Source organism: Rhodopseudomonas sp. BAL398, assembly GCF_033001325.1.
Taxonomy (GTDB): Bacteria; Pseudomonadota; Alphaproteobacteria; order Rhizobiales; family Xanthobacteraceae; genus JARJEH01.
On the sequence record NZ_CP133111.1, the window covers coordinates 2,638,208 to 2,657,931 of the forward strand.

Sequence of the window (19,724 nt, forward strand, 5' to 3'; positions counted from 1 at the left end):
CCCGCGCCCCGGATGCAGCGCAGCACGCCGCCCTTGGGGCCCGCTGCTAAGCCGGGCCCCGCTATGTTGCCGGGCCACGCCGTTGTTTTTGGTGCCGCTGATAGCGGGGTCCCGGTTCTGCGACGCGGCATGAAGAATGCCGCATCGCGCCCGGGACACGGATTGTCGCGGCAAACCGCCGCGCAACACCCTGCGCGGCGGTTTGTCTCAGCCGGTGGTCCCGGCAGCGTCAGCTTGCGGCGCGAAGGTTGACGCCGCCCTCCGCCAAAGTGGTCAGCTTGCGGTCGGTGGCCTTTTCTTCGTCGAGGGTCTTTTGCAGCACAGCGGCGCAATCATTGCGGCCGAGCTGCTTGGCCCAGGAGATCAGGCTGCCATAACGGGCGATCTCGTAATGCTCCGCGGCTTGGGCGGCGTTGATCAAGGCGGCGTCGAGCACCGATTTGTCGGCGACGTCGCCGGCGGTCTCGTTGGCCTCGGCGATGATACCGTCGATTGCCGGACATTGCACCGCCTTGACCTCGGCGCCGTGCATCTCGAACACTTGTTCCAGGCGCTGCACATGTTCCCGCGTCTCATCCAGATGGGTCATGAACCCCTGCTTCAACTGCCGGTCGGTGGCCTTGTCGGCCATTTTCGGCAGCGCTTTCACCAGCTGTTGCTCGGCATAATAGATATCCTGCAGCTGATGCACGAACAGATCGTCCATGGTCTTGATGTCCTTGGTGAAAAGTCCCATGTTCAAGATCCTCCCGGTGGGGAACATGACAGCCTGACACGTGCGGCCGCGATGCTCCGTTGGCATGAGCGATATTAACCAGGGCAGCGGAAGTCTGTTCCTCGGCAGCGTCGGATATGCGCATCATCGCGGCCCCGATCCGGCCAGCTTGGCGATGGCGGCCATGTCGTGACGACAAGTCGAGTTTGCGTTACATCAAGGGTTCTTCGCATACGCTGCCGCAAGGATGCCCGGTCTTGTTGCCGCAGCCGTTTGGATTGCACTTTGGGCGGCTTTTGCCCTATGGAATACCGCGTAAATGAGTAGGTTGGCGGCCGTTTGCCGAATATCACTGCGATCGGCGCTCACCATGTTGCCGCCCCGCCGGGAGGACAAATGCATCGAGTGCTGACCGCGCTGGGGCGTGGCTTCAAGAGACATGTCGGCTGGAAACGGGTCGGGATCGTCGCGAGCATCCTCATTGTTGCCTTCGCCATCACCTCGCTGGTTCGCACCCTCAAGGGCGTCGACAGCAGCGTCATTCTTGTCGCCATCACCGAGAAGCACCCGGCCGAGATCGGCCTTGCGGCGCTGTGCGTGCTCGGCGCCTTCTGCACCCTGACATTTTACGATTTTTTCGCGCTGCGCACGATCGGCAAGCTGCATGTGCCGTACCGGATCGCGGCGCTGTCGAGCTTCACCAGCTATGTGATCGGCCACAATATCGGCGCCACGGTATTCACCGGCGGCGCGATCCGGTTCCGGATCTATTCCGACTACAGCCTGACGGCGATCGACGTCGCCAAGATCTGCTTCGTCTCAGGCCTCACCTTCTGGCTCGGCAATCTGTTCGTGCTGGGGATCGGGCTGATCTGGCATCCGTCGGCGGCCAGCGCGATGGATCTGCTGCCCGATTACATCAACCGCCTGATCGGGGTCGGCTGCCTCAGCGGCATCGCGGCCTATTTCGTCTGGCTGGCAACGGCCAAGAAGCGCCGCGAACTCGGCCAGAACGGCTGGAAAGTGGTGCTGCCCTCGGCCCGGCTGACGCTGGTGCAGGTGCTGATCGGCGTGGTCGATCTCGGCTTCTGCGCGCTGGCAATGTATCTGCTGATGCCGAACTCGCCTTCGATCGATTTCATCTCGCTGGCGGTGGTGTTCATCCTCGCCACCTTGCTCGGCTTCGCCAGCCATGCCCCCGGCAGCCTCGGCGTGTTCGACGCCGCGATGCTGGTGGCGCTGCCGCAATTCCCCCAGGAACAGGTGATCGCCACGCTGTTGATCTACCGCGTGCTGTATTTCATCCTGCCGTTCGGGGTCGCGATCTCGATCATGGGGCTGCGCGAAATCTGGCTCAGCGTGGTGCTGCCCTGGCAGAAACGCCGCGCCGCGCTCGCCCACGGCACCGCCGCCGCCCCGGTCCGCCGCATCGCCCACCACCCGGCATCGAAGCTGTAGCGCCGGCGCGGCCGGCAAGGCGATCGGTCGGGTTAGCCTAGAACAAAGCTGCCAAATCTCTGCGCCCGCTCACCACACGGATGATCTCGACCGCGCGCAGCGGACCTTCATCCGTGTCGGGATCGGTACGGTACAGAATCAAATAGGGGGCCTCGACCAGCATCCGCATTGAGGGCCGGATATCGGATCGCCGCGCGCCGATCCGCGGCTGCACCGTCAGCAGACGAGCCTTGGCGACGATCCGATCAAGCCAGCGATCAGCCGCCATCGGCTGCTCGACAGCGATGCCCAGATAGATATCCAGCAGGTCAGCGCGCGCGGCGTTCGACCAGTCGAGCCTGATCGCCATGGCAAGGATTCACGCCTTGCCATCGAGCCGCGCCCGGGCGTCGCGGCGCAGTTCGGCGAGGTCCAGTTCGCCGGCGGAACCGCTGGCAAGGCCCTCATCCCAGAGCTGGCGCAGCCGCTTGATGTCTTCTTGGCGCAATTCGCGTTTCATCTGCCAGTCGCGCAGCGCCTCGCGCACGATCTCGCTGGTGGTGGCATATTCGCCGGCCTCGACCGCCGCCTTGAGCGCCGACACCTGCTCGCCGGTCAGGGCCACGCTGACCTTCTCGATGTTCGCCATGGTGCTTCCTTTGGAGTGGTAAATCTTACTACTTCTTGACACCGGCCGCAATCGCGTGGACACCTAGGCGCATCGAAGATGAGCCCGGTTACGCCGGTTTCTCTCTTATTTCCGCCCCATCCTGGGCGTCAAAAGCCGCATGAGTACAATGTCCCCGATCCGCCTGTTCGCGCTGCTGGCCGTGCTGGCCGGCGCTGGTTTCACCTCGGCCGCCATCGCGCAGCCGGCCGTTCCGCAGGCAGCGCCGCAGGCGCAGCCCGACCCCGACGCCGCGATGCAGATCACCTGGGAGGTCCGCAACAGATTCCGGCTGTTCCGCGAGGAGCGCGACTTCAAGCTGCAGACCGACGCCTTGCGCGGCCGCAGCGTGCTGGCCTCCGAGGACGCGCTGGAGCTGCAAAGCGACGGCCGCGGCTGGGCCCGCAATGCCGTCAAGCGGCTGTGCATCGATCTGGCCGGCAAGGTTTCCGAACCCTGCACCCGCGACGGCGTCAAGGAAAGCTACCTGACCCCGACCGATCATCCGGTGACGGTGCGGCTGGCCGGCCTCGTTCCGGTCGGCGCGATCTGCGCCTGGAGCTTCGACGACGGCGACACGCCGCGGACCTCGACGCTGGATTGCGCCGAACCGATCAATTTCCGCGCCCGCTATGGCCGCCCGACCAATGTCACGGTGGATGTCAGCAGCGGTACCGAGGCGCCGCAACGCATTACCGGCGAGATCGCAGTGCGCGACATCCTGGTCGCCGGGCTCGGCGATTCGATCGCCTCGGGCGAAGGCAATCCCGACCGCGAGATCGCGCTGGCCGATGACGGCTTCTGCTTTCGCTCTTATCTCGGCCTGTCGGGCCAGTTCTACCGGCCGAGCCGCGCCGGCTTCAAGGGCGGCCGCGCCTGCGAGGCGCCCGATACGCTGCAGGCCTGGCAGCGCCACAGCGCGCTGTGGATGAACTCGCCGTGCCATCGCTCGCTCTACAGCTACCAGACCCGTACCGCGCTGGCGCTGGCGGTGCGTTATCCGCATATCGCCGTCACCATGCTGCCGCTGGGCTGCAGCGGCGCCACCATAGCCGAGGGCATGCTCGGCTCGCAGCGCGCCCGCGAATGCCTGCTAAGCAAGGGCGGGATGAATTGCGGCGGCAGCGTCGACGCCCAGATCGCCGAATTGCGCGCCGCGATGGCGGCGGTGAAGAAGCGCCAGCCCGACCGCGCGCTCGATCTGGTGCTGCTGTCGGTCGGCGCCAACGACATCAACTTCTCCGGGCTGGTCGCCGACGTCATCGTCGACAATCCCACCGAACGCACCCTGTTCCGCCGCTCCGGGGTGATCGGTTCGATCGACGAATCGCGCAAGGCGCTGACCCGCGAACTGCCGCAATCGTTTGCGCGGCTGCGCGAGGCGCTTAAGCCGCTGGTCGGCGATCTGTCGCGGGTGGTCTATGTCTCTTACGCCAATCCGGCGCTGGCGAATGGCGCCACCTGTCCCGGCGGCCCCGCCGGCTTCGACATCCACCCCTCGTTCAACGCCGATCCGCGGCGGCTGGCCGCTGTGTCCGGCTTCGTGCAGAACGAATTTCTGCCGCAGCTGCGCAATCTGGCGCTGTGCCAGGGCGGCGTGTTGTGCCGCGATCCGGAAGCCGACCGCATGACACTGGTGGATTCGCATCAGCGCGCCTTCGCCGATCACGGCTTCTGCGCCCGCGCCGAAAGCGATCCGGAATTCGACCGCAGCTGCTTCTCCACCAGCGGCGACAGTTTCACCAAGGATCTGGTGGCGGCGGCGGCCTCGCCGATGGCCTGCGGCATCGGCGCCAGCAATTTCCGCGCTTATCTGCCCCGGGCGCGCTGGATCCGCGACGCCAATGACAGCTATTTCGCGGCGATGACCTATCCGCAGGGCCTGCCGGGCGCGCAGCAGCCATCCGACATCCACGATGCCACCTGGGGCGTGCTGTCGGCGGTCTATGGCGGCGCGGTGCATCCCACCGCCGAAGGCCACGCCGCGATGGCGGATGCGGCGGCGCCGGTGGCGGCCGCAGTGCTCGAACTGCCGCCCTTGCCGCAAGTCATCGAACAGCCGCTGCCGCCGCTCAAGACCCCGGCGAGCCGCGAAAATGGCGCGACAGCGACGCCCGGAACGCGATAAAGCACGCCGACGATTTCTCACCACCGGCCCCGCCGACGTCACCGGAGACCGCAATGACCTCGCCGCTCGATCCCGAAGCTTCCACAACCTCGGATGACAAGCCGTTCGACCGCTATGTCAGCTTCAAGAACGCCGACTGGGAGGCCAAGTCGCAACGGGTGATCGACCGGCTGCAGCTGCATATCGACCGCGACGACAACCCGTTCTGGGCCTATTTCAGCCGCCAGCGCGAGCTGGCGCATCAGCGCGGCATGGACGATCTGCGGGTACTGCACAATTTCCTGCCGACCATCCGCGAATTGCTCGACGATCTCGACGACAGCGAAACCCTGGCCCTGCTCGAGGACCTCGAAGTCACCTGCATGTAAGCGCCCGTGCCCCGGATGCAGCGCAACGCGCCGCGCCAGCGGCGTGGTGCGCTGCTAAGCCGGGGCCCCGCTATTGTTGTTGCCGCTAAAAGCGGGGTCCCGGCTCTGCGCAGCAGCGCAAGAGCGCTGCAGCGCGTCCGGGACACCGGCTGCTTGGTCGCAGCAGATCAACTCACTCAAAAACGCGCCAGCCAGCCCCGTGCCCCGGATGCTGCGCACCACGCCGCGCCAGCGGCGTGGTGCGCTGCTGATCCGGGCCCCGCTGCTATTGTGGGCGCCAAAACCGGGGTCCCGGCTCTGCGCAGCAGCGCAAGAGCGCTGCAGCGCGTCCGGGACACGGCTGCTTGGTCGCAAGCAAATCAACCTACCTGAAAAACGCGCCGGCAAGCCCCGTGCCCCGGATGCTGCGCAACGCGCCGCGCCAGCGGCGTGGTGCGCTGCTAAGCCGGGGCCCCGCTGTTATTGTGGGCGCCAAAAGCGGGGTCCCGGCTCTGCGCAGCAGCGCAAGAGCGCTGCAGCGCGTCCGGGACACGGCTGCTTGGTCGCAAGCAAATCAACCTACCTGAAAAACGCGCCGGCAAGCCCCGTGCCCCGGATGCTGCGCAACGCGCCGCGCCAGCGGCGTGGTGCGCTGCTAAGCCGGGGCCCCGCTGTTATTGTGGGCGCCAAAAGCGGGGTCCCGGCTCTGCGCAGCAGCGCAAGAGCGCTGCAGCGCGTCCGGGACACCGATCATCTCACGACGCAATACCGGCCATCTCATTGCGCCGGACGGGGCAGCGTGGAGTTGCGGCGATTACTTCGCCGCGCGCGCCGGCGACGTATGGTGCATCGATTTGGGACTGGGCTTGGGCGCACCGGGCTTGGCGGCGCCGAGCTTCATCGCCGCGGCCTGCTCCGGCAGGAACTTCTCGATGATGGCTGGATCGAGCTCGGCGATCGCGGTGTCGGGCAGCCGCTGCCAGGTCTCGTCCTTGCCGAGCGCCGGGGTCAGCACATAGCCGCGCAGCGTCAGCGACTGGCCGTCCGGGCTGACGGTGAGCTGGGCCTTCCAGATATCGCCATTGCGCGGATCGAGAATATTGCCGCCGAGATATTTCAGGCCGTTGCGTTTCATGTCGCGGATCAGCGAGATCCCCAGCACCGGCTGGCCCTTGCGATCGTCTTCGCATTCATCGCAGACCTCGACCTCCTTGGTTCCCGCTTTGGGGAAGGTCTTGGCGACCACGCCCTCATACATGCCGCCGCCGCGGTCGAGCATCAGCAGCCAGAGCACGGGCTTGCCGTCCTCGCTGCGTTGCCACATCCCGGCAGCGCTCGGCTGCTCGGCCGCCTGGGCCGGCGCAGCGGTGAACAGGGCCAGGCCGGATAGGGCGGCGATGGCGGCGAAAGTCAAAGCGCGGAACCAGCTGTGTGTCTTCATGCCCTCACCAGAAACATCGCGATGGGACAACATTATGGCGGATCGCGCCGCAGAGCCAGCGCCGCGGTGCCGCTCGGCCATCGCCCGACGCGTCCGCACCACCTGTGCGCCGGCGCCAAGCGCGGCACTTTGCACCAGCGCCGCCACCCTTCCGCCTGCGGAGCCTGTCGTATAAGAGGGAATGCGATGAGGGATTGCCAGCCAGCGTACGAATCATCGACGGCGCATTGGCGAGGTGGACCGTGGCAGTCCGATGCCGCCATCAGCGGCTGGATCCACCCAAGCACAAATTTCAACCGAGGCAAGGCATGGCAAATTGGTTTTCGACGGCGCAATCTGGCGTGACACCGCGACATTGGGGACGACGTTGCGGAGCGAGCGCCATCGCCATGCTGGCGACGCTGGCCGCCCTGACCGCGCTGAGCGCCGACGCCGAAGCCAAGAAATCGCACCACGCGCCGGTGGCGGCGACGGCGCCGCGCGAGGCCGGCGAGCCGATCATGGCGATCGTGTCGATCAAGGCCCAGAAGGTCACGATCTACGATGCCGACGGCTGGATCCGGCGCGCCCCGGTATCGACCGGCACCACCGGCCGCGAGACCCCGGCCGGCGTCTTCGCCGTGGTCGAGAAGGACAAGGATCACCATTCGACGATGTATGACGATGCCTGGATGCCCAACATGCAGCGCATCACCTGGAACGGCGTCGCGCTGCACGGCGGGCCGCTGCCCGGCTATGCGGCCTCGCATGGCTGCGTGCGGATGCCGTATAAATTCGCCGAGACGCTGTTCGACAATACGCGAATCGGCATGCGGGTGATCGTGGCGCCGAACGACCCCGAGCCGGTGCCGTTCTCGCATCCGGCGCTGCTGGTGCCGAATCCGGAAGCCATCGCGGCGGCGCCCGGCAAGGCCGCGGCGCTCGTCGACACTGCCGCGCAGGCCGCCACCGCCGCCGCCGAGGCCAAGACCGCCGCCAAGGCGGCGGCGCGCGCGGCGGCCCCGCTGAAGAAGTCGCTGCGCCAGCTCGAGCGGACCAAGGCCCGCGCCGACGCGGCGCTGAAATCGGCCGACCGGGCGCTGGCGCGCGCCACCACTGATCAGGCCAAGGCCAAGGCCGACGAGCGTCAGCAGAAGGCCGCCGCCAAGGCCGCCGAAGCCGCCACCGAGCTCGAGGCCGCCACCGCCGACGCGCAGACGACGCGCGCCGCCGCCGAGGCCGCCAAGGACGCCGCCAAGGCGGCCGAGGCCCAGAAGATCGCCACCGCCAAGGCGGCCAGCGCGGCCAAGCTCGCGCTCGAGCCGGTCTCGATCTATATCAGCCGCGCCACCCAGAAGCTCTATGTCCGCCGCAACACCCACAAGCCCTGGCCCGACGGCGGCGAGGTGTTCGACTTCTCGATCGAAATCCCGATCACGATTCGCGATCCCGAGCGGCCGATCGGCACCCACATCTTCACCGCGATGGCGCGCAACGACACCGGCCTGCGCTGGAGCGCGGTGACGATCGACGCCGGCGACGACGCCAAATCGGCGCTCGACCGCATCACCATGCCGCAACAGATCCTCGACACCATCGCGCCGACCGCGCTGCCGCGCTCCTCGATCATCATCTCGGACGAGCCGCTCAGCGCCGAAACCAATTACCGCACCGAATTCGTCGCGGTGCTGAGCAATCAGCCGCAAGGCGGCTTCATCACCCGCAAGCCCACCGTCAACGTCCCGGTCGCCGACAATGATGCCGACAACGGCTCGGATGACGGCTTCGGCTCGTACTTCCAGCCCAACTGGAACTTCCAACCCGTCGCCCCGCGCCAGCGCGGCCGCCGCGTCTATCAGGAAGAACGCGAATGGTGGTGAGGCGAGGCGCTGGGCGCTGCGGCGGGCGCGGAGCCCGAACAGCCTGGATCAGCGGCGCGACCCTCGGGGTCCGCGCCGCCCCGATGGTGAGCACGCCCGTATCAGCAGCAAGATCGTGAGCCCCCTCCCCTCATGGTGAGGAGGCGCATCCCTCATGGTGAGGAGGCGCGCAGCGCCGTCTCGAACCATGAGGCCGCAATGCGGAGTCACGCGCCCGGGCTACCCGCGATCTGAACTATCAACCTTTCGCCCTCCCCGCCTTGAGCGACCGCGCCCAACGCCTCCCTCCCCCTGCCGGGGGCCCACATGATGGATCACCGGGGCAAGCCCGGTGATGGCGCTACGTGGTGACGAGCAGGCGAAGCCCGCATCAGCGCAGCGGCATGCGGGAGGCCCGACCGATCGACGATGTCCCGTATATCGCTGCGCTCATGGACTACCGCTACGCTCCACCCGGAGTTGCTACCCGTCGGGACCGCGAAGCAGCTAGTCCAAATCATCCTCGCTGATCCCGGTGAGTTTCATTAAATGCCGCAACAGGCCGATCTTCAGCGCGACATTGCCATCGATCGGAATCGACAGGCGGACGGGGCTGCCGGCCCTGCCGTAAATATGATGACTTCCGCTGATACGCAGCAAGACCCAACCGCGCCGCTCGACAATCCGAGCGAAGTCGCGGCCGGAGACGGATTTCAAACCGTCAGCTCCATCATCCTCTCGTCACCGCCGGGCGCTGGCGGCGCAATATCGACCGACAGGCACCCTTCGATCGCCTCGCGCAAATTACGCATCAGGTCCTCTATGGTGTCACCCTGAGAGACGCAGCCGGGAAGCGCGGGGACCTCGGCCCAATAGCCGCCCTCCTCCGCCTCGTGCACCACGATCTTGATTTTCATCACGCTCTCCTGCCCCTGCAGCATCCGACGCGCGGCAGCCGAATTCAAGGCCGCTCTGCACGCGGCAGGCGTCGCCCGCATCAGCGTAGCGACGGGGCCCGGTCGAACGACGATATCCCGCATATCGCAGCGCTCGTGCGGGCTACCGCTCCTTTCCCATCGACCACCATCGGGACGACAACTCCTCGCCCTTACCGCCTTGAGCGACCGCGCCCAACGCTTACCTCCCCCTTGCGGGGAGGGTCGGCCGAGCGACGGCGATGCGCAGCATCGCCGGAAGCGGAGGCCGGGGTGGGGGTGCCGCGAGCACTGCCTCCGCGCCCCCCACCCGACCCGGCTTCGCTGCGCTTCGCCGGGCCACCCTCCCCACAAGGGGGAGGGAAAGAGGCGCCCCGCGTTCACGCCGATCCGTGCCCAACTCCCATCGCGTCATGGCCGGACTTGATCCGGCCATCCATCACCTTCGAAAAACGTCGTCGCTAATAGGATGGATCACCGGGGCAAGCCCGGTGATGACGCTGCGTGGTGATGATAGGCAGCGGCGGCGATGAAGGTCGGTCGGATCATGCTCAGACAACGCGCCGAGGAAAATCCGCAAACCGGAAACCTCAATCAACACGCCCCGCCAAAATGAAAAAGACCCGCAACCGCGGGCCTTTAAACTCATGCGAGCCGGTTAAACGCATCGCCCGTTATAGAAGCGCTTTCCGGGTCCGCACTTTCCGGCGAAAGCCTCGGACACAAAAACCGTCGTCAACAATGTCAGCACGGCCAGCGTCAGGATCTTTTTCAAAGACGTTCTCCCTGGGTAATATCCGCCCATAACTCATTGGGTTGAATCGTTTCGTTCAACACCAGAGAAACTCGCTTTTGCACTATCGGATGTCAACCCGGCGCTGCCGGCGTCTACTGCCTACGGGTCGGTGAACAGGCGTCGCCGCATGAGCGTCGCGACATGCGGGACCCGGCCGAACGACGATGTCCCGCATATCGCTGCGCTAATGCGGGCTGCCATCGGGACGACAACGCCTCGCCCTCACCGCCCTGAGCACACGCGCCCAACGCCTCCCTCCCCGCGCGGGGAGGGTCGGCCAAGCGACGGCAATGCGCGGCATCGCCGATAGCGGAGGCCGGGGCGCGGCGAAAATAGTACTCGCCGCAGCCCCCATCCGCTTAGTTGACGCCGAGCTTCTTCTGCAGGCTCGACGACGAGGTGGTGTATTGAAACACTACGCGCTTGTCGGGGTAAACGTATTTGACCGCCTTTTGCGCCATCAGCGCGCCCTCGTGGAAGCCCGACAGGATCAGCTTCAGCTTGCCCGGATAGGTGTTGATGTCGCCGATCGCGAAGATGCCGGGGACGTTGGTCTCGAAGGTGCCGGTGTCGACCGGGACCAGATTATTCTCCAGCTCCAGGCCCCAATTGGCCACCGGGCCGAGCTTCATGGTCAGGCCGAAGAACGGCAGCATGGCGTTGCAGGTGACGTCCGACAGGTTGTTGTCATTGCCCTTGACGACGGCGCCGGTGAGCTGGCCGTCCGCGCCCTTCAGCTCGGTGACCTGGCCGATCTTCAGATCGAGCTTGCCGGCGGCGACCAGCGCGCGCATCTGCTCGACCGAATGCGGCGCGGCGCGGAAATCGTCGCGGCGATGCACCAGCGTCATGCTCTTGCACAGCGGGTTGAGGTTCAGCGTCCAGTCCAGCGCCGAATCGCCGCCGCCGACAATCAGGATGTCCTTGTCGCGGAACTGCTCCATCTTGCGCACGGCGTAGAACACCGAACTCCCCTCATAGGCCTCAATGCCCGGCACCGGCGGCCGCTTCGGCTGGAACGAGCCGCCGCCGGCGGACACAACGAGCACCTTGCATTCGAACACGGTGCCGGCGTCGGTGGTGACGCGGAAACCCGGATCGCCGATCTTTTCGACGTGCTCCACCATCTCGTTGAGATGGAATTGCGGATTGAACGGCTTGATCTGCTCCATCAGCGCTTCGGTGAGGCCGTGGCCGGTGATCAGCGGAATGCCCGGAATGTCGTAGATCGGCTTTTCCGGATACAGCTCGGCGCATTGGCCGCCGATTTTGTCGAGAATGTCGACGAGATGGACCTTGATATCCAGCAGGCCCAGTTCGAACACGGCGAACAGTCCGCAGGGGCCCGCGCCAACAATCAGCACATCGGTTTTGATCACGTCGGTCATCATTGATTCTTTTCGGTTGAACAGAGGCGGCGAAGGGGGCCGTTCCGGCCGCAGATTGTCTAGCCAAGCAGGCCCGGCGAGGAAAGGCATAATTATGCCGGCTCGGCCGGCCGCCACCTTGTCCTGGCGCAAGAAACCGGCTCAATGGGCCAAAAGCACAAGAAACCAGGAGAAACCGCCTTGACTGCACGATCCCGCGACGCTGCGCTGCCGGTTCTGGACGATTTTCCCTATCGATTGTCGGACAATGTCCGCTTCGCCGACCTCGACCCCAACAACCACGTCAACAACGCGGTCTATTCCAGCTATTTCGAATCCGGCCGGGTCAGCCTGGTCAAGGACAAGGCCAACGGGCTGATGCCGCCGGGGCTGAGCTGGGTGCTGGTGCGGCTCGACATCCATTTTCGCAGCGAGTTGCACTGGCCCGGCAAGATCGAGCTCGGGCTCGGCGTGGTCCGGCTCGGCCGCACCTCGACGCATTTCGATCAGGTGGTGTTTTCCGACGGGATCTGCGTCGCCTCGGCGCGCTCGATCACCGTGCTGGTCGACGAGGTCACGCGCAAGCCGACGCCGCTGACCGAGGAGATCATCGGCAATCTGCGGCGCTGGGCGCTGCGCGGCGTCGCGCTGGGCTAGCGCGAGCCCGCCGGCCGGCGCCTCAGGCCTGGCGTTCGGGGATGCTGACCTTGAGGCCGTCGAGTTCGTCGGTGACCTTGATCTGGCACGACAGCCGCGAATTCGGCCGCACGTCGAAGCCGAAATCCAGCATGTCTTCTTCCATCGGCGTCGGGCCGCCGACCTTGTCGCGCCACGCCTCGTCGACATAGACATGGCAGGTCGCGCAGGCGCAGGCCCCGCCGCATTCGGCCTCGATGCCCGGGACCGCGTTGCGGATCGCCGCCTCCATCACCGTCGCGCCGGTTTCGACGTCGACGATCTGGGATTCGCCGGTGTGACTCACAAATTCAATCTTGGCCATGCTCGCTCATCGGGACTGAGGGGATACGGGCCGTCCTATAGCGGGTCGATCCGGATTCCGCCAGCGTCCGCGGCGCAATCGGCCTATTCCGCGCGGCGGATTTGATCCGGATCAGGTCCGCGCCAGCCGGACGCCGATCGCCTCGCGCGCGGCGTCGACCGCGCAGCCCAGCGTGAGCAGCGCCAGCGCCGCGTCATCGCCGCGCCGCAGCGCGGCCTCGAGCTCAACCACGGCGTCGGCCACACCGAACGCGCCGATCGCCCGCGCCGATCCCTTCAAGGTATGCGCCAGTGCCGCGGCATCGTCCGGCAGCGCCGCCAGTATCGCCATCAGGCTGTCGGCCTGCGCCACGAACAGCGCCAGCACCTCGCGCTCCAGCCCGGCATCGCCCAGCGTCATCCGCGCCAGATGCGCAAGATCAAGCGGTTCCAAATCCGGCACCAGCGGCGGCGATGGCATCCATTCAACCCGTTCAAGATGCAGTGGCATAGTTATCCCCGAACCGCCGGCGGCCGCGCCCCCGCATTGGTATTTCTGCTAACCAACCACAAAATTGGTTAACGGATCATTGCCGGGTATCGCCGCAAGTTTGCCGCGGTTTTGCCGACATATTGCCACGATTTGACCGGTGCTCCGGGGTTTTTCGCCGGTAACTGACCGGGCGAGTCCTAACTGCCGTTAACGATGATTAACATGTTATTAACAGCAACCATTTCATTCGCTCGTTTGAGCCCATAGGATGTTTGCGGAAGTGGCTGACAAGCTGGGCGCATAGGGGTTCGATTTCGCCCGGCTTGAAGCACCTGAGCCGGAGACATGCTGCGGTCACCGATCGCGCGGGGTCCCCCGGATGCGTACAACAAGGGCGTAGACCACCATGGCGAACAATCCCAAGATCAAAGATCCGACCGAAGTCGCGCTGTCCGCAATTCAGGAAGCCCTGAATATCAGCGACGCGCCGGACGACGGGCACGATCAGATCACGATCGGCACGGAGAGTGCGTCGAAGCCAGCAGCCGCGCCCGCGCCTGGTTTCGACGATGGCGGCTTCGACCGCCCGATCGGCAATGAACGCCCGAGCTACGAGCCGATCGAAGAACCGAGCTTTGCGCGGCGCCCCGCCAATGACGATCGAGAAACCATCGGCGAATTGCTGCAGGCCATTCAAAAGGGCCGCCCCGCCCGCAATGTCTACATGCTGGCTTCGGTGTTCGCCGGCATCTGGGTGGTCGGCGCCGGGTTGCTGACCGTGGCTTTCCTGCCGTCGCTGCAGTCCTTCATCGGCCAGGGCAGCGGTGGAACCATGGCGCTGGTGGGCCTGGTCGCGCTGCTGTTCGCGCCGGTCATGCTGTTCTATTTCCTGGCGAGCCTGGCCTGGCGCGGCCAGGAGCTGCGGATGATTGCGCAGTCGATGGCCCAGGTCGCAATCCGTTTCTCCGAGCCCGAAGGCGCGGCCAGCGACTCCATGGTCACCGTGGGTCAGGCGATCCGCCGCGAGGTCGCCGCGATGGGCGACGGCGTCGAGCGCGCGATCGCGCGCGCCGGCGAGCTCGAAACCCTGGTGACCAGCGAAGTCTCCGCGCTTGAGCGCGCCTTTTCGGACAATGAAGTGCGGATCCGCGCGCTGCTGCAGGACATCGCGCATCAGCGCGACAATCTGGTCGGCCAGGCCGAGCAGGTTCGCAGCGCCATCTCCGGCGTGCAGATCGACCTGCGCCACGACATCGCGCTGATCTCCGACGCGATCGCGTCGCGCGTCGACGAGGTGGCAAAGAGCATCACCGGCGCGCTGGAAGAGCGCGGCGCGCATATCACCACATCGCTGAGCAATGCCGGCGACAACATGATCCTGGCGCTCGGCGAGCGCGGCGGCGACCTGCTCGACCGGTTCGAGGAGGCCAGCGCCGAAACCACCCGCGCCGTGCTCGACGCCAGCGAACGGCTGACCGCCAGCCTGAATTTCAAGACCGGCCACGTCCATGCCGAGTTCGTCGACCTCGCCGACCGCGTCAACGACATGCTGAACGAACGCCTCGATCGCATCACCAGCGAGTTCGAGCAGCGCTCCTCCACCATCGTCGACGGCATCTCCGATCGCACCGAGCAGGTCCACGATTCGCTGAAGAACTCCAGCGACTCCCTGCTGCTGGAGCTCGAACTGCGCAGCGGCGATCTGGTCAGCAAGATCGACGACGCCGGCAACCGTCTCGCCAGCCAGGTCCTGGCCAGCGGCGACAAGGCCAGCGAAGCCCTCGACGTCACCGTCAATACGCTGGTCGCCAAGGTGGTCAGCCAGACCGAGAACGCCCACGACACCCTCAGCCTGCAGATGAGCGCGTTCGACGAATTGGTGAAGGATCAGGGCGCCGAGCTTGCCGAGAAGTTCTCTCGCGACAGCGGCATGCTGGGCGCGCTGATCACCAAGCACATCTCCGAATTCGACCGCACCGTGAAGACCTATGGCGGCGAGATCGTCGAGCGGATGGGGCAGCGTACCCAGGACATTTCCGAGACGCTGAAGTCCTATGTCGACAGCTTCGACACCAGGCTGACCGCCAATGGCGGCGCCATCAGCGCCGCGCTGGATCATCGCCTGACCCAGTTCGAGACCACGTTCGAATCCCGCGTCACCAATCTCGACGGCTCGCTGCACACCAAGATCCAGACCTTCGACGACGCGATCGGCGGCCATCTCAAGTCGCTGGAACAGACCTTCGACGACCGCGCGACGTCGATGACCGAAACCATCGACACAAGGATCGAGACGCTGACCACGACGCTGTCGAGCGGCGCCGAGCACGCCGTCGAGTCGATCGATCAGCGCCTGACCCATCTGACGACGTCGCTGTCCACCGGGGCGATCCAGGCGATCGCATCGATCGACAGCCGTCTGACCCATCTGACCTCGGCGCTGACCGATGGCGCCACCCAGGCGGTGCAAACCATCGATTCGCGCCTGGTTCATCTCACCACGACGCTGACCGACGGAACCAGCCAGGCGATCAATGCGATCGATCAGCGCATCAACGACGTGACCGAAACCATCGACGCGCGCAGCAACCAGCTCGCCAGCACCGTCGGCGCCCGGTTCCAGGAAATCCACGAAGGCCTAGAAACCCATGTCGGCGCCGTCGCCAACGACATCGACATTCGCGTCAGCCAGTTCGAGGATCTGCTGGGCTCGCGCGTCGAGGCCGTCGCCGGCCGTTTCGAGAGCAGCGGACGCCAGGCGAGCGATACGCTGATGGCGCGCGCCGAGGAATTGTCGAACGGCATCAAGTCGCACGTCGCGGACGCCGAGCGCTCCTTGACCAACCTCGCCGTCAACACCAGCGAGACGATCCAGACCGGCGCCCGCGCCGCGCAGCAATCGCTGCTGACGGTGTCCTCGGAAGTCGGCGAGCACCTCAAACTGACCTCGTCGGAAGTCGAACGCGCGATGACCGCGGTCGGCGCCAACGCCGCCAACTCGATCATGGGCAGCGCCAACGAGGCGCGCAACGCGCTGGTGTCGGCGTCCAGCGATGTCGCCAACGAGATCAGGTCGCTCTCCACCGACGTTGAGCGTTCGCTGTCGGCGGCCGGAAGCTCGACGGCGGCTTCGGTCATCGCCGGAGCGCGCGAGGCCCAGAACACCCTGGCGACCACATCGACCGACGTCGCCAGCCAGATCAAATCGCTATCCACGGACATCGAACGCTCGCTGTCGGAAGCCGGAACCGCCACCTCGGCGTCGGTCGTCGCCAGCACACGCGAGGCGCAAAACACCTTGATGGCGACCTCCACCGACGTCGCCGACCAGCTCCGCTCGCTGTCTGCCGACGTCGAGCGCACGCTGTCGGATGCCGGAAGCTCGACATCGGCCTCCCTGGTCTCCGGCGCGCGCAACGCGCAGGATACCCTGGTGTCGACCTCCTCCGAGGTCGCCAACCAGATCCGCTCGCTGTCCGCCGATATCGAGCGCACGCTGTTCGCCGCCGGAACCGCGACCGCCGAATCCGTCCTGAACGGCGCCCGCGCCGCGCAGAGCACGCTGATGACCGCGTCGAGCGAAGCCTCGACCCACGTCATGACCCTGACTGCCGACGTCGAGCGCACGCTGTCGACAGCCGGAGCCGCCGCTGCCGAATCGCTCGCGACCAGCGTGCGTGACGCGCAGTCCACGATGGTGACGGCATCGCGGGACGCCTCGATGGAGTTCAAATCGCTGACCGCCGAGGTCGAGCGGACGCTGTCCGAAGCGGGCGCCGCCACCGCCGACGCCATTCTGGCCAGCGCGCGCGAGGCCCAGACCACGCTGGTCAGTGCATCCACCGACACCTCGGCGCAGGTCAAATCGCTGACCGCCGAAGTCGAGCGCACGCTGTCAGACGCGGGCTCCGCCACCGCCGGCGCCATTCTGGCCAGCGCGCGCGAGGCCCAGACCACGCTGGTCAGTGCATCCACCGACACTTCGGCCCAGGTCAAATCGCTGACCGCCGAGGTCGAGCGCAGGCTGTCAGAAGCCGGCTCCGCCACCGCCGGCGCCATTCTGGCCAGCGCGCGCGAGGCCCAGACCACGCTGGTCAGTGCCTCCAACGACACCTCGGCCCAGGTCAAATCGCTGACCGCCGAAGTCGAGCGCACGCTGATCGCCGCCGGGACCGCCACCGCGGATTCGATCGTCGCCGGCGCGCGCGAGGCGCAAAATACCCTGGTGACCGCGTCCGACGATGCCTCCAACCACGTCAAATCGCTGGCCACCGACGTCGAGCGCACGCTGACCGCGGTCGGCGCGGAGACCGCTGCGTCCATTCTCGGCAGCGCCCGCGAAGTGCAGACCACGCTGGTCACCGTCACCACCGAAACCGCCACTCAGATGAAGGCGATCTCCGGCGACATCGAGCGGACGCTGACGACAGTCACCGCCAGCACCACGGACAACATCCAGACCAGCGCGGCGAGCGCCCATTCGTCGCTGGTGATGGTGTCCAACGAGGTCAGCGCCAAGATCAAGACCACATCGGCCGAGATCGAACGCTCGGTGTTCGCCGCCAGCGGCAGCTTCGGCTCGACCATGACCGGCAAGACCGACGAAATCGTCACTTATGTGCAGCAACAGACCGACCGTCTGTCGCAGATGATCGACGCCAAGCGCGGCACGCTGGTCGAGGCGCTCGCCAACAAGAGCAACCAGCTCTCGGTCGATATCGACCGGGTCACCGGCGAGGCGCTGAAGGCGATCGACGCCAGGGGCAAGGCGTTCTCCACCTCGATCGCCAGCAACGGCACAGAGGTTGCGCGCAGCATCACCGGCGCGGGCGATCTGGCCACCGGCGCCATCACCAAGTCGCTGAAGGATCTCGAACTGTCGTCGCGCACCGCGATCGAACAGTCGCGCCAGGTCTCGATCACGGCGGTCACCGAGATGCAGGAGACCAGCAAGATCCTGCGCACCGACACCGTCGCGCTGTTCGAACGGCTGCGCGAAGGCAACATCCTGCTCCAGGAAGTGCTCACCGGCGCCCACGAAAACCTCAACTCGCTGGAGCGGGCGCTGGTCACCAGGGTCGCCGAATTCGTCACCACCATGAACGACGTCAACACCCGCAGCGGCGTCGCGACCCAGGGGCTGGAGGATCAGCTGTCCACCTTCACCCACAAGACCTCGCGGGCGCTGGACGACCTCGGCTCGCTGTCGAGCCAGTTCGAAGCCCACGGCAATGCCCTGGTCGAGGCCGCCGCCCTGATCGAGCAGAGCAACCGCAGCACCAGCTCGTCGGTCTCCGACCGCAAGGAAGCGCTGGAATCGCTGGTCACCACCATCGACCTGCGCACCGCCGATCTCGATCAGCGGCTGAGCCGGTTCACCAGCCTGCTGGATGAATCGCTGGCGGCCGCCGAAGAGCGCGCCCGCGACATCGCCCGGGTCGTGGCGGAAACCGCCGGCGCCGGCTCCGCGTCGATCAGCCAGCAATTCGAAGCGGTGCGCAGCGCCGCCGAGGAAGAACGCCGGCTGACCGCCGAGGCCATGCACGAGATCTATCAGCAGGGCACCCAGGAAGCCGACGCCATGTTCCGGCAATCGGCCGACAAGTTCGCCACGATGGTCCAGGGCATCAAGAAGATGGCCGCCGACATGCACGACGAACTCGAGACCACCCGCGACGAGCTGCGTCGGGGCGTGCTGGAAATGCCGCAGGAGGCCGCCGAAAGCACCGCGCAGATGCGCAAGGTGATCGTCGACCAGATCGAGGCGCTGGCCGAGCTGAACCGGATCGTGGCACGCCACGGTCGCGGCCTCGACGTGGTCAGCGCCGGACGCTCGTCGCAGCGCGAGGAAGAGCCGATGATGCTGGCCAGCGTCGGCGGCCGCAACGAACCGGCGCCGCGTCCCGCTCCACGGCCGCGCGACACCAGCGCCTCGACCCTGCCGCCGCCGGATCTCGGCATGCCGTCGCCGCGCCGCACCGAGGCGCCCTCGGTCAGCCCTGCCCCCGTCGACCAGGGACGCGACGGCTGGCTGTCGGACCTGCTCAACCGCGCCGACACCACCGCGGAGCGCGAACCGGCGCCGATCCCGACTGCCGCGCCGCGCGGACGCGCGCCGCAGCAGGCGATGACCGGAAATCCGCTGGAATCGCTGTCGCTCGACATCGGCCGGCTGATGGACCGCGCTTTGTCCGCCGAGATGTGGGATCGCTATCAGCGCGGCGAGGCCAAGGCCTTCACCAAGCGGCTGTACACGCCCGCCGGCCAGAAGGCGTTCGACGAAGTCGGCCGCAAATATCGCAGCGACCGCGCCTTCAAGCAGACGGTGGACCGCTACATCACCGAATTCGAGCGGCTGCTCGACGAGGTCGCCCGCGACGAACGCGGCCCGGCGATGCTGCGCAGCCACCTCACCTCGGAAACCGGCCTGGTCTACACCCTGCTGGCCCACGCGGCGGGCCGGTTGGGATAGCGCCCTGCCCGCTCGGGCGGCGGACTGAAAAATGAAAAAAGAGCGGGGGCCGGAGGCCTCCGCTTTTTGTGCGGTCAACTAAACGATTTTTCCTGGAACGCCGTCGAGCC

The 19,724-nt window shown here is 66.3% G+C and carries 15 protein-coding genes; 6 read left to right on the forward strand and 9 right to left on the reverse strand.

Annotated features, from left to right (window positions below; all coding sequences use genetic code 11):
* Window positions 1-229: 229 nt before the first annotated feature.
* Window positions 230-736, reverse strand: a complete 507-nt coding sequence (locus RBJ75_RS12590; RefSeq protein WP_044410945.1) for a ferritin-like domain-containing protein — start codon at window positions 734-736, stop codon at window positions 230-232.
* 375 nt (window positions 737-1,111) lie between these two features.
* Here RBJ75_RS12590 and RBJ75_RS12595 point away from each other — a divergent pair, with 375 nt between their 5' ends.
* Entirely contained in the window at window positions 1,112-2,173 is a 1,062-nt protein-coding gene (locus tag RBJ75_RS12595; RefSeq protein WP_044410947.1) for a UPF0104 family protein, read from the forward strand.
* A gap of 37 nt (window positions 2,174-2,210) precedes the next feature.
* Here RBJ75_RS12595 and RBJ75_RS12600 read toward each other — a convergent pair whose 3' ends face one another.
* Together RBJ75_RS12600 and RBJ75_RS12605 are read right to left on the reverse strand one after the other, a co-directional pair.
* Window positions 2,211-2,522 carry a type II toxin-antitoxin system RelE/ParE family toxin gene (locus RBJ75_RS12600; protein ID WP_044410949.1) on the reverse strand — a complete coding sequence of 104 codons (312 nt, stop codon included), beginning with the start codon at window positions 2,520-2,522 and terminating at the stop codon, window positions 2,211-2,213.
* Window positions 2,523-2,531: 9 nt separating this feature from the next.
* Window positions 2,532-2,801, reverse strand: a complete 270-nt coding sequence (locus RBJ75_RS12605; protein WP_044410951.1) for a type II toxin-antitoxin system ParD family antitoxin — start codon at window positions 2,799-2,801, stop codon at window positions 2,532-2,534.
* A gap of 148 nt (window positions 2,802-2,949) precedes the next feature.
* Here RBJ75_RS12605 and RBJ75_RS12610 point away from each other — a divergent pair, with 148 nt between their 5' ends.
* Together RBJ75_RS12610 and cowN are read left to right on the forward strand one after the other, a co-directional pair.
* Window positions 2,950-4,947, forward strand: a complete 1,998-nt coding sequence (locus RBJ75_RS12610) for a hypothetical protein (RefSeq protein ID WP_044410953.1) — start codon at window positions 2,950-2,952, stop codon at window positions 4,945-4,947.
* A gap of 53 nt (window positions 4,948-5,000) precedes the next feature.
* Entirely contained in the window at window positions 5,001-5,315 is a 315-nt protein-coding gene (cowN, locus tag RBJ75_RS12615) for a N(2)-fixation sustaining protein CowN (RefSeq protein WP_044410955.1), read from the forward strand.
* Between the two features lie 793 nt (window positions 5,316-6,108).
* Here cowN and RBJ75_RS12620 read toward each other — a convergent pair.
* Window positions 6,109-6,735, reverse strand: coding sequence for a DUF2147 domain-containing protein (locus tag RBJ75_RS12620; protein WP_044418370.1), 627 nt, complete (start codon window positions 6,733-6,735; stop codon window positions 6,109-6,111).
* Window positions 6,736-7,043: 308 nt separating this feature from the next.
* Here RBJ75_RS12620 and RBJ75_RS12625 point away from each other — a divergent pair, with 308 nt between their 5' ends.
* Window positions 7,044-8,594, forward strand: a complete 1,551-nt coding sequence (locus RBJ75_RS12625; protein WP_044418368.1) for a L,D-transpeptidase — start codon at window positions 7,044-7,046, stop codon at window positions 8,592-8,594.
* Between the two features lie 486 nt (window positions 8,595-9,080).
* Here RBJ75_RS12625 and RBJ75_RS12630 read toward each other — a convergent pair whose 3' ends face one another.
* The 3 genes from RBJ75_RS12630 to RBJ75_RS12640 all read right to left on the reverse strand — a co-directional run bounded on the left by RBJ75_RS12630 (window position 9,081) and on the right by RBJ75_RS12640 (window position 11,692).
* Window positions 9,081-9,290: a type II toxin-antitoxin system HicA family toxin gene (locus RBJ75_RS12630; protein ID WP_044403942.1), complete on the reverse strand. Its 210-nt coding sequence runs from the start codon at window positions 9,288-9,290 to the stop codon at window positions 9,081-9,083.
* Window positions 9,287-9,490, reverse strand: coding sequence for a type II toxin-antitoxin system HicB family antitoxin (locus RBJ75_RS12635; protein WP_044403945.1), 204 nt, complete (start codon window positions 9,488-9,490; stop codon window positions 9,287-9,289). Before RBJ75_RS12635 ends, RBJ75_RS12630 begins: the two co-directional genes overlap by 4 nt.
* Before the next feature lie 1,173 nt (window positions 9,491-10,663).
* The gene (locus tag RBJ75_RS12640) at window positions 10,664-11,692 is read right to left on the reverse strand and encodes an NAD(P)/FAD-dependent oxidoreductase (RefSeq protein WP_044415082.1); all 1,029 of its coding nucleotides are present in this window, start codon (window positions 11,690-11,692) and stop codon (window positions 10,664-10,666) included.
* Window positions 11,693-11,872: 180 nt separating this feature from the next.
* On the opposite strand from RBJ75_RS12640, the gene RBJ75_RS12645 reads away from it, so the two are divergent.
* The gene (locus RBJ75_RS12645) at window positions 11,873-12,328 is read left to right on the forward strand and encodes an acyl-CoA thioesterase (RefSeq protein ID WP_044415080.1); all 456 of its coding nucleotides are present in this window, start codon (window positions 11,873-11,875) and stop codon (window positions 12,326-12,328) included.
* 22 nt (window positions 12,329-12,350) lie between these two features.
* Here RBJ75_RS12645 and RBJ75_RS12650 read toward each other — a convergent pair whose 3' ends face one another.
* Complete coding sequence (locus RBJ75_RS12650) at window positions 12,351-12,671, reverse strand: 2Fe-2S iron-sulfur cluster-binding protein (RefSeq protein WP_044415078.1); 321 nt, start codon at window positions 12,669-12,671, stop codon at window positions 12,351-12,353.
* A 111-nt stretch (window positions 12,672-12,782) separates the two neighbouring features.
* Window positions 12,783-13,160 (reverse strand): Hpt domain-containing protein, encoded by a 378-nt coding sequence (locus RBJ75_RS12655; RefSeq protein ID WP_044415076.1) that lies wholly within the window; start codon window positions 13,158-13,160, stop codon window positions 12,783-12,785.
* Window positions 13,161-13,548: 388 nt separating this feature from the next.
* On the opposite strand from RBJ75_RS12655, the gene RBJ75_RS12660 reads away from it, so the two are divergent.
* Entirely contained in the window at window positions 13,549-19,614 is a 6,066-nt protein-coding gene (locus tag RBJ75_RS12660; RefSeq protein ID WP_276156722.1) for a negative regulator of septation ring formation, read from the forward strand.
* The last annotated feature ends 110 nt before the right edge of the window (window positions 19,615-19,724 follow it).

Coding starts and splice junctions, on each gene's coding strand:
- RBJ75_RS12590 (WP_044410945.1), bottom strand. CDS start 736: ATGGGACTTTTCACCAAGGACATCAAGACCATGGACGATCTGTTCGTG.
- RBJ75_RS12595 (WP_044410947.1), top strand. CDS start 1,112: ATGCATCGAGTGCTGACCGCGCTGGGGCGTGGCTTCAAGAGACATGTC.
- RBJ75_RS12600 (WP_044410949.1), bottom strand. CDS start 2,522: ATGGCGATCAGGCTCGACTGGTCGAACGCCGCGCGCGCTGACCTGCTG.
- RBJ75_RS12605 (WP_044410951.1), bottom strand. CDS start 2,801: ATGGCGAACATCGAGAAGGTCAGCGTGGCCCTGACCGGCGAGCAGGTG.
- RBJ75_RS12610 (WP_044410953.1), top strand. CDS start 2,950: ATGTCCCCGATCCGCCTGTTCGCGCTGCTGGCCGTGCTGGCCGGCGCT.
- cowN (WP_044410955.1), top strand. CDS start 5,001: ATGACCTCGCCGCTCGATCCCGAAGCTTCCACAACCTCGGATGACAAG.
- RBJ75_RS12620 (WP_044418370.1), bottom strand. CDS start 6,735: ATGAAGACACACAGCTGGTTCCGCGCTTTGACTTTCGCCGCCATCGCC.
- RBJ75_RS12625 (WP_044418368.1), top strand. CDS start 7,044: ATGGCAAATTGGTTTTCGACGGCGCAATCTGGCGTGACACCGCGACAT.
- RBJ75_RS12635 (WP_044403945.1), bottom strand. CDS start 9,490: ATGAAAATCAAGATCGTGGTGCACGAGGCGGAGGAGGGCGGCTATTGG.
- RBJ75_RS12640 (WP_044415082.1), bottom strand. CDS start 11,692: ATGACCGACGTGATCAAAACCGATGTGCTGATTGTTGGCGCGGGCCCC.
- RBJ75_RS12650 (WP_044415078.1), bottom strand. CDS start 12,671: ATGGCCAAGATTGAATTTGTGAGTCACACCGGCGAATCCCAGATCGTC.
- RBJ75_RS12655 (WP_044415076.1), bottom strand. CDS start 13,160: ATGCCACTGCATCTTGAACGGGTTGAATGGATGCCATCGCCGCCGCTG.
- RBJ75_RS12660 (WP_276156722.1), top strand. CDS start 13,549: ATGGCGAACAATCCCAAGATCAAAGATCCGACCGAAGTCGCGCTGTCC.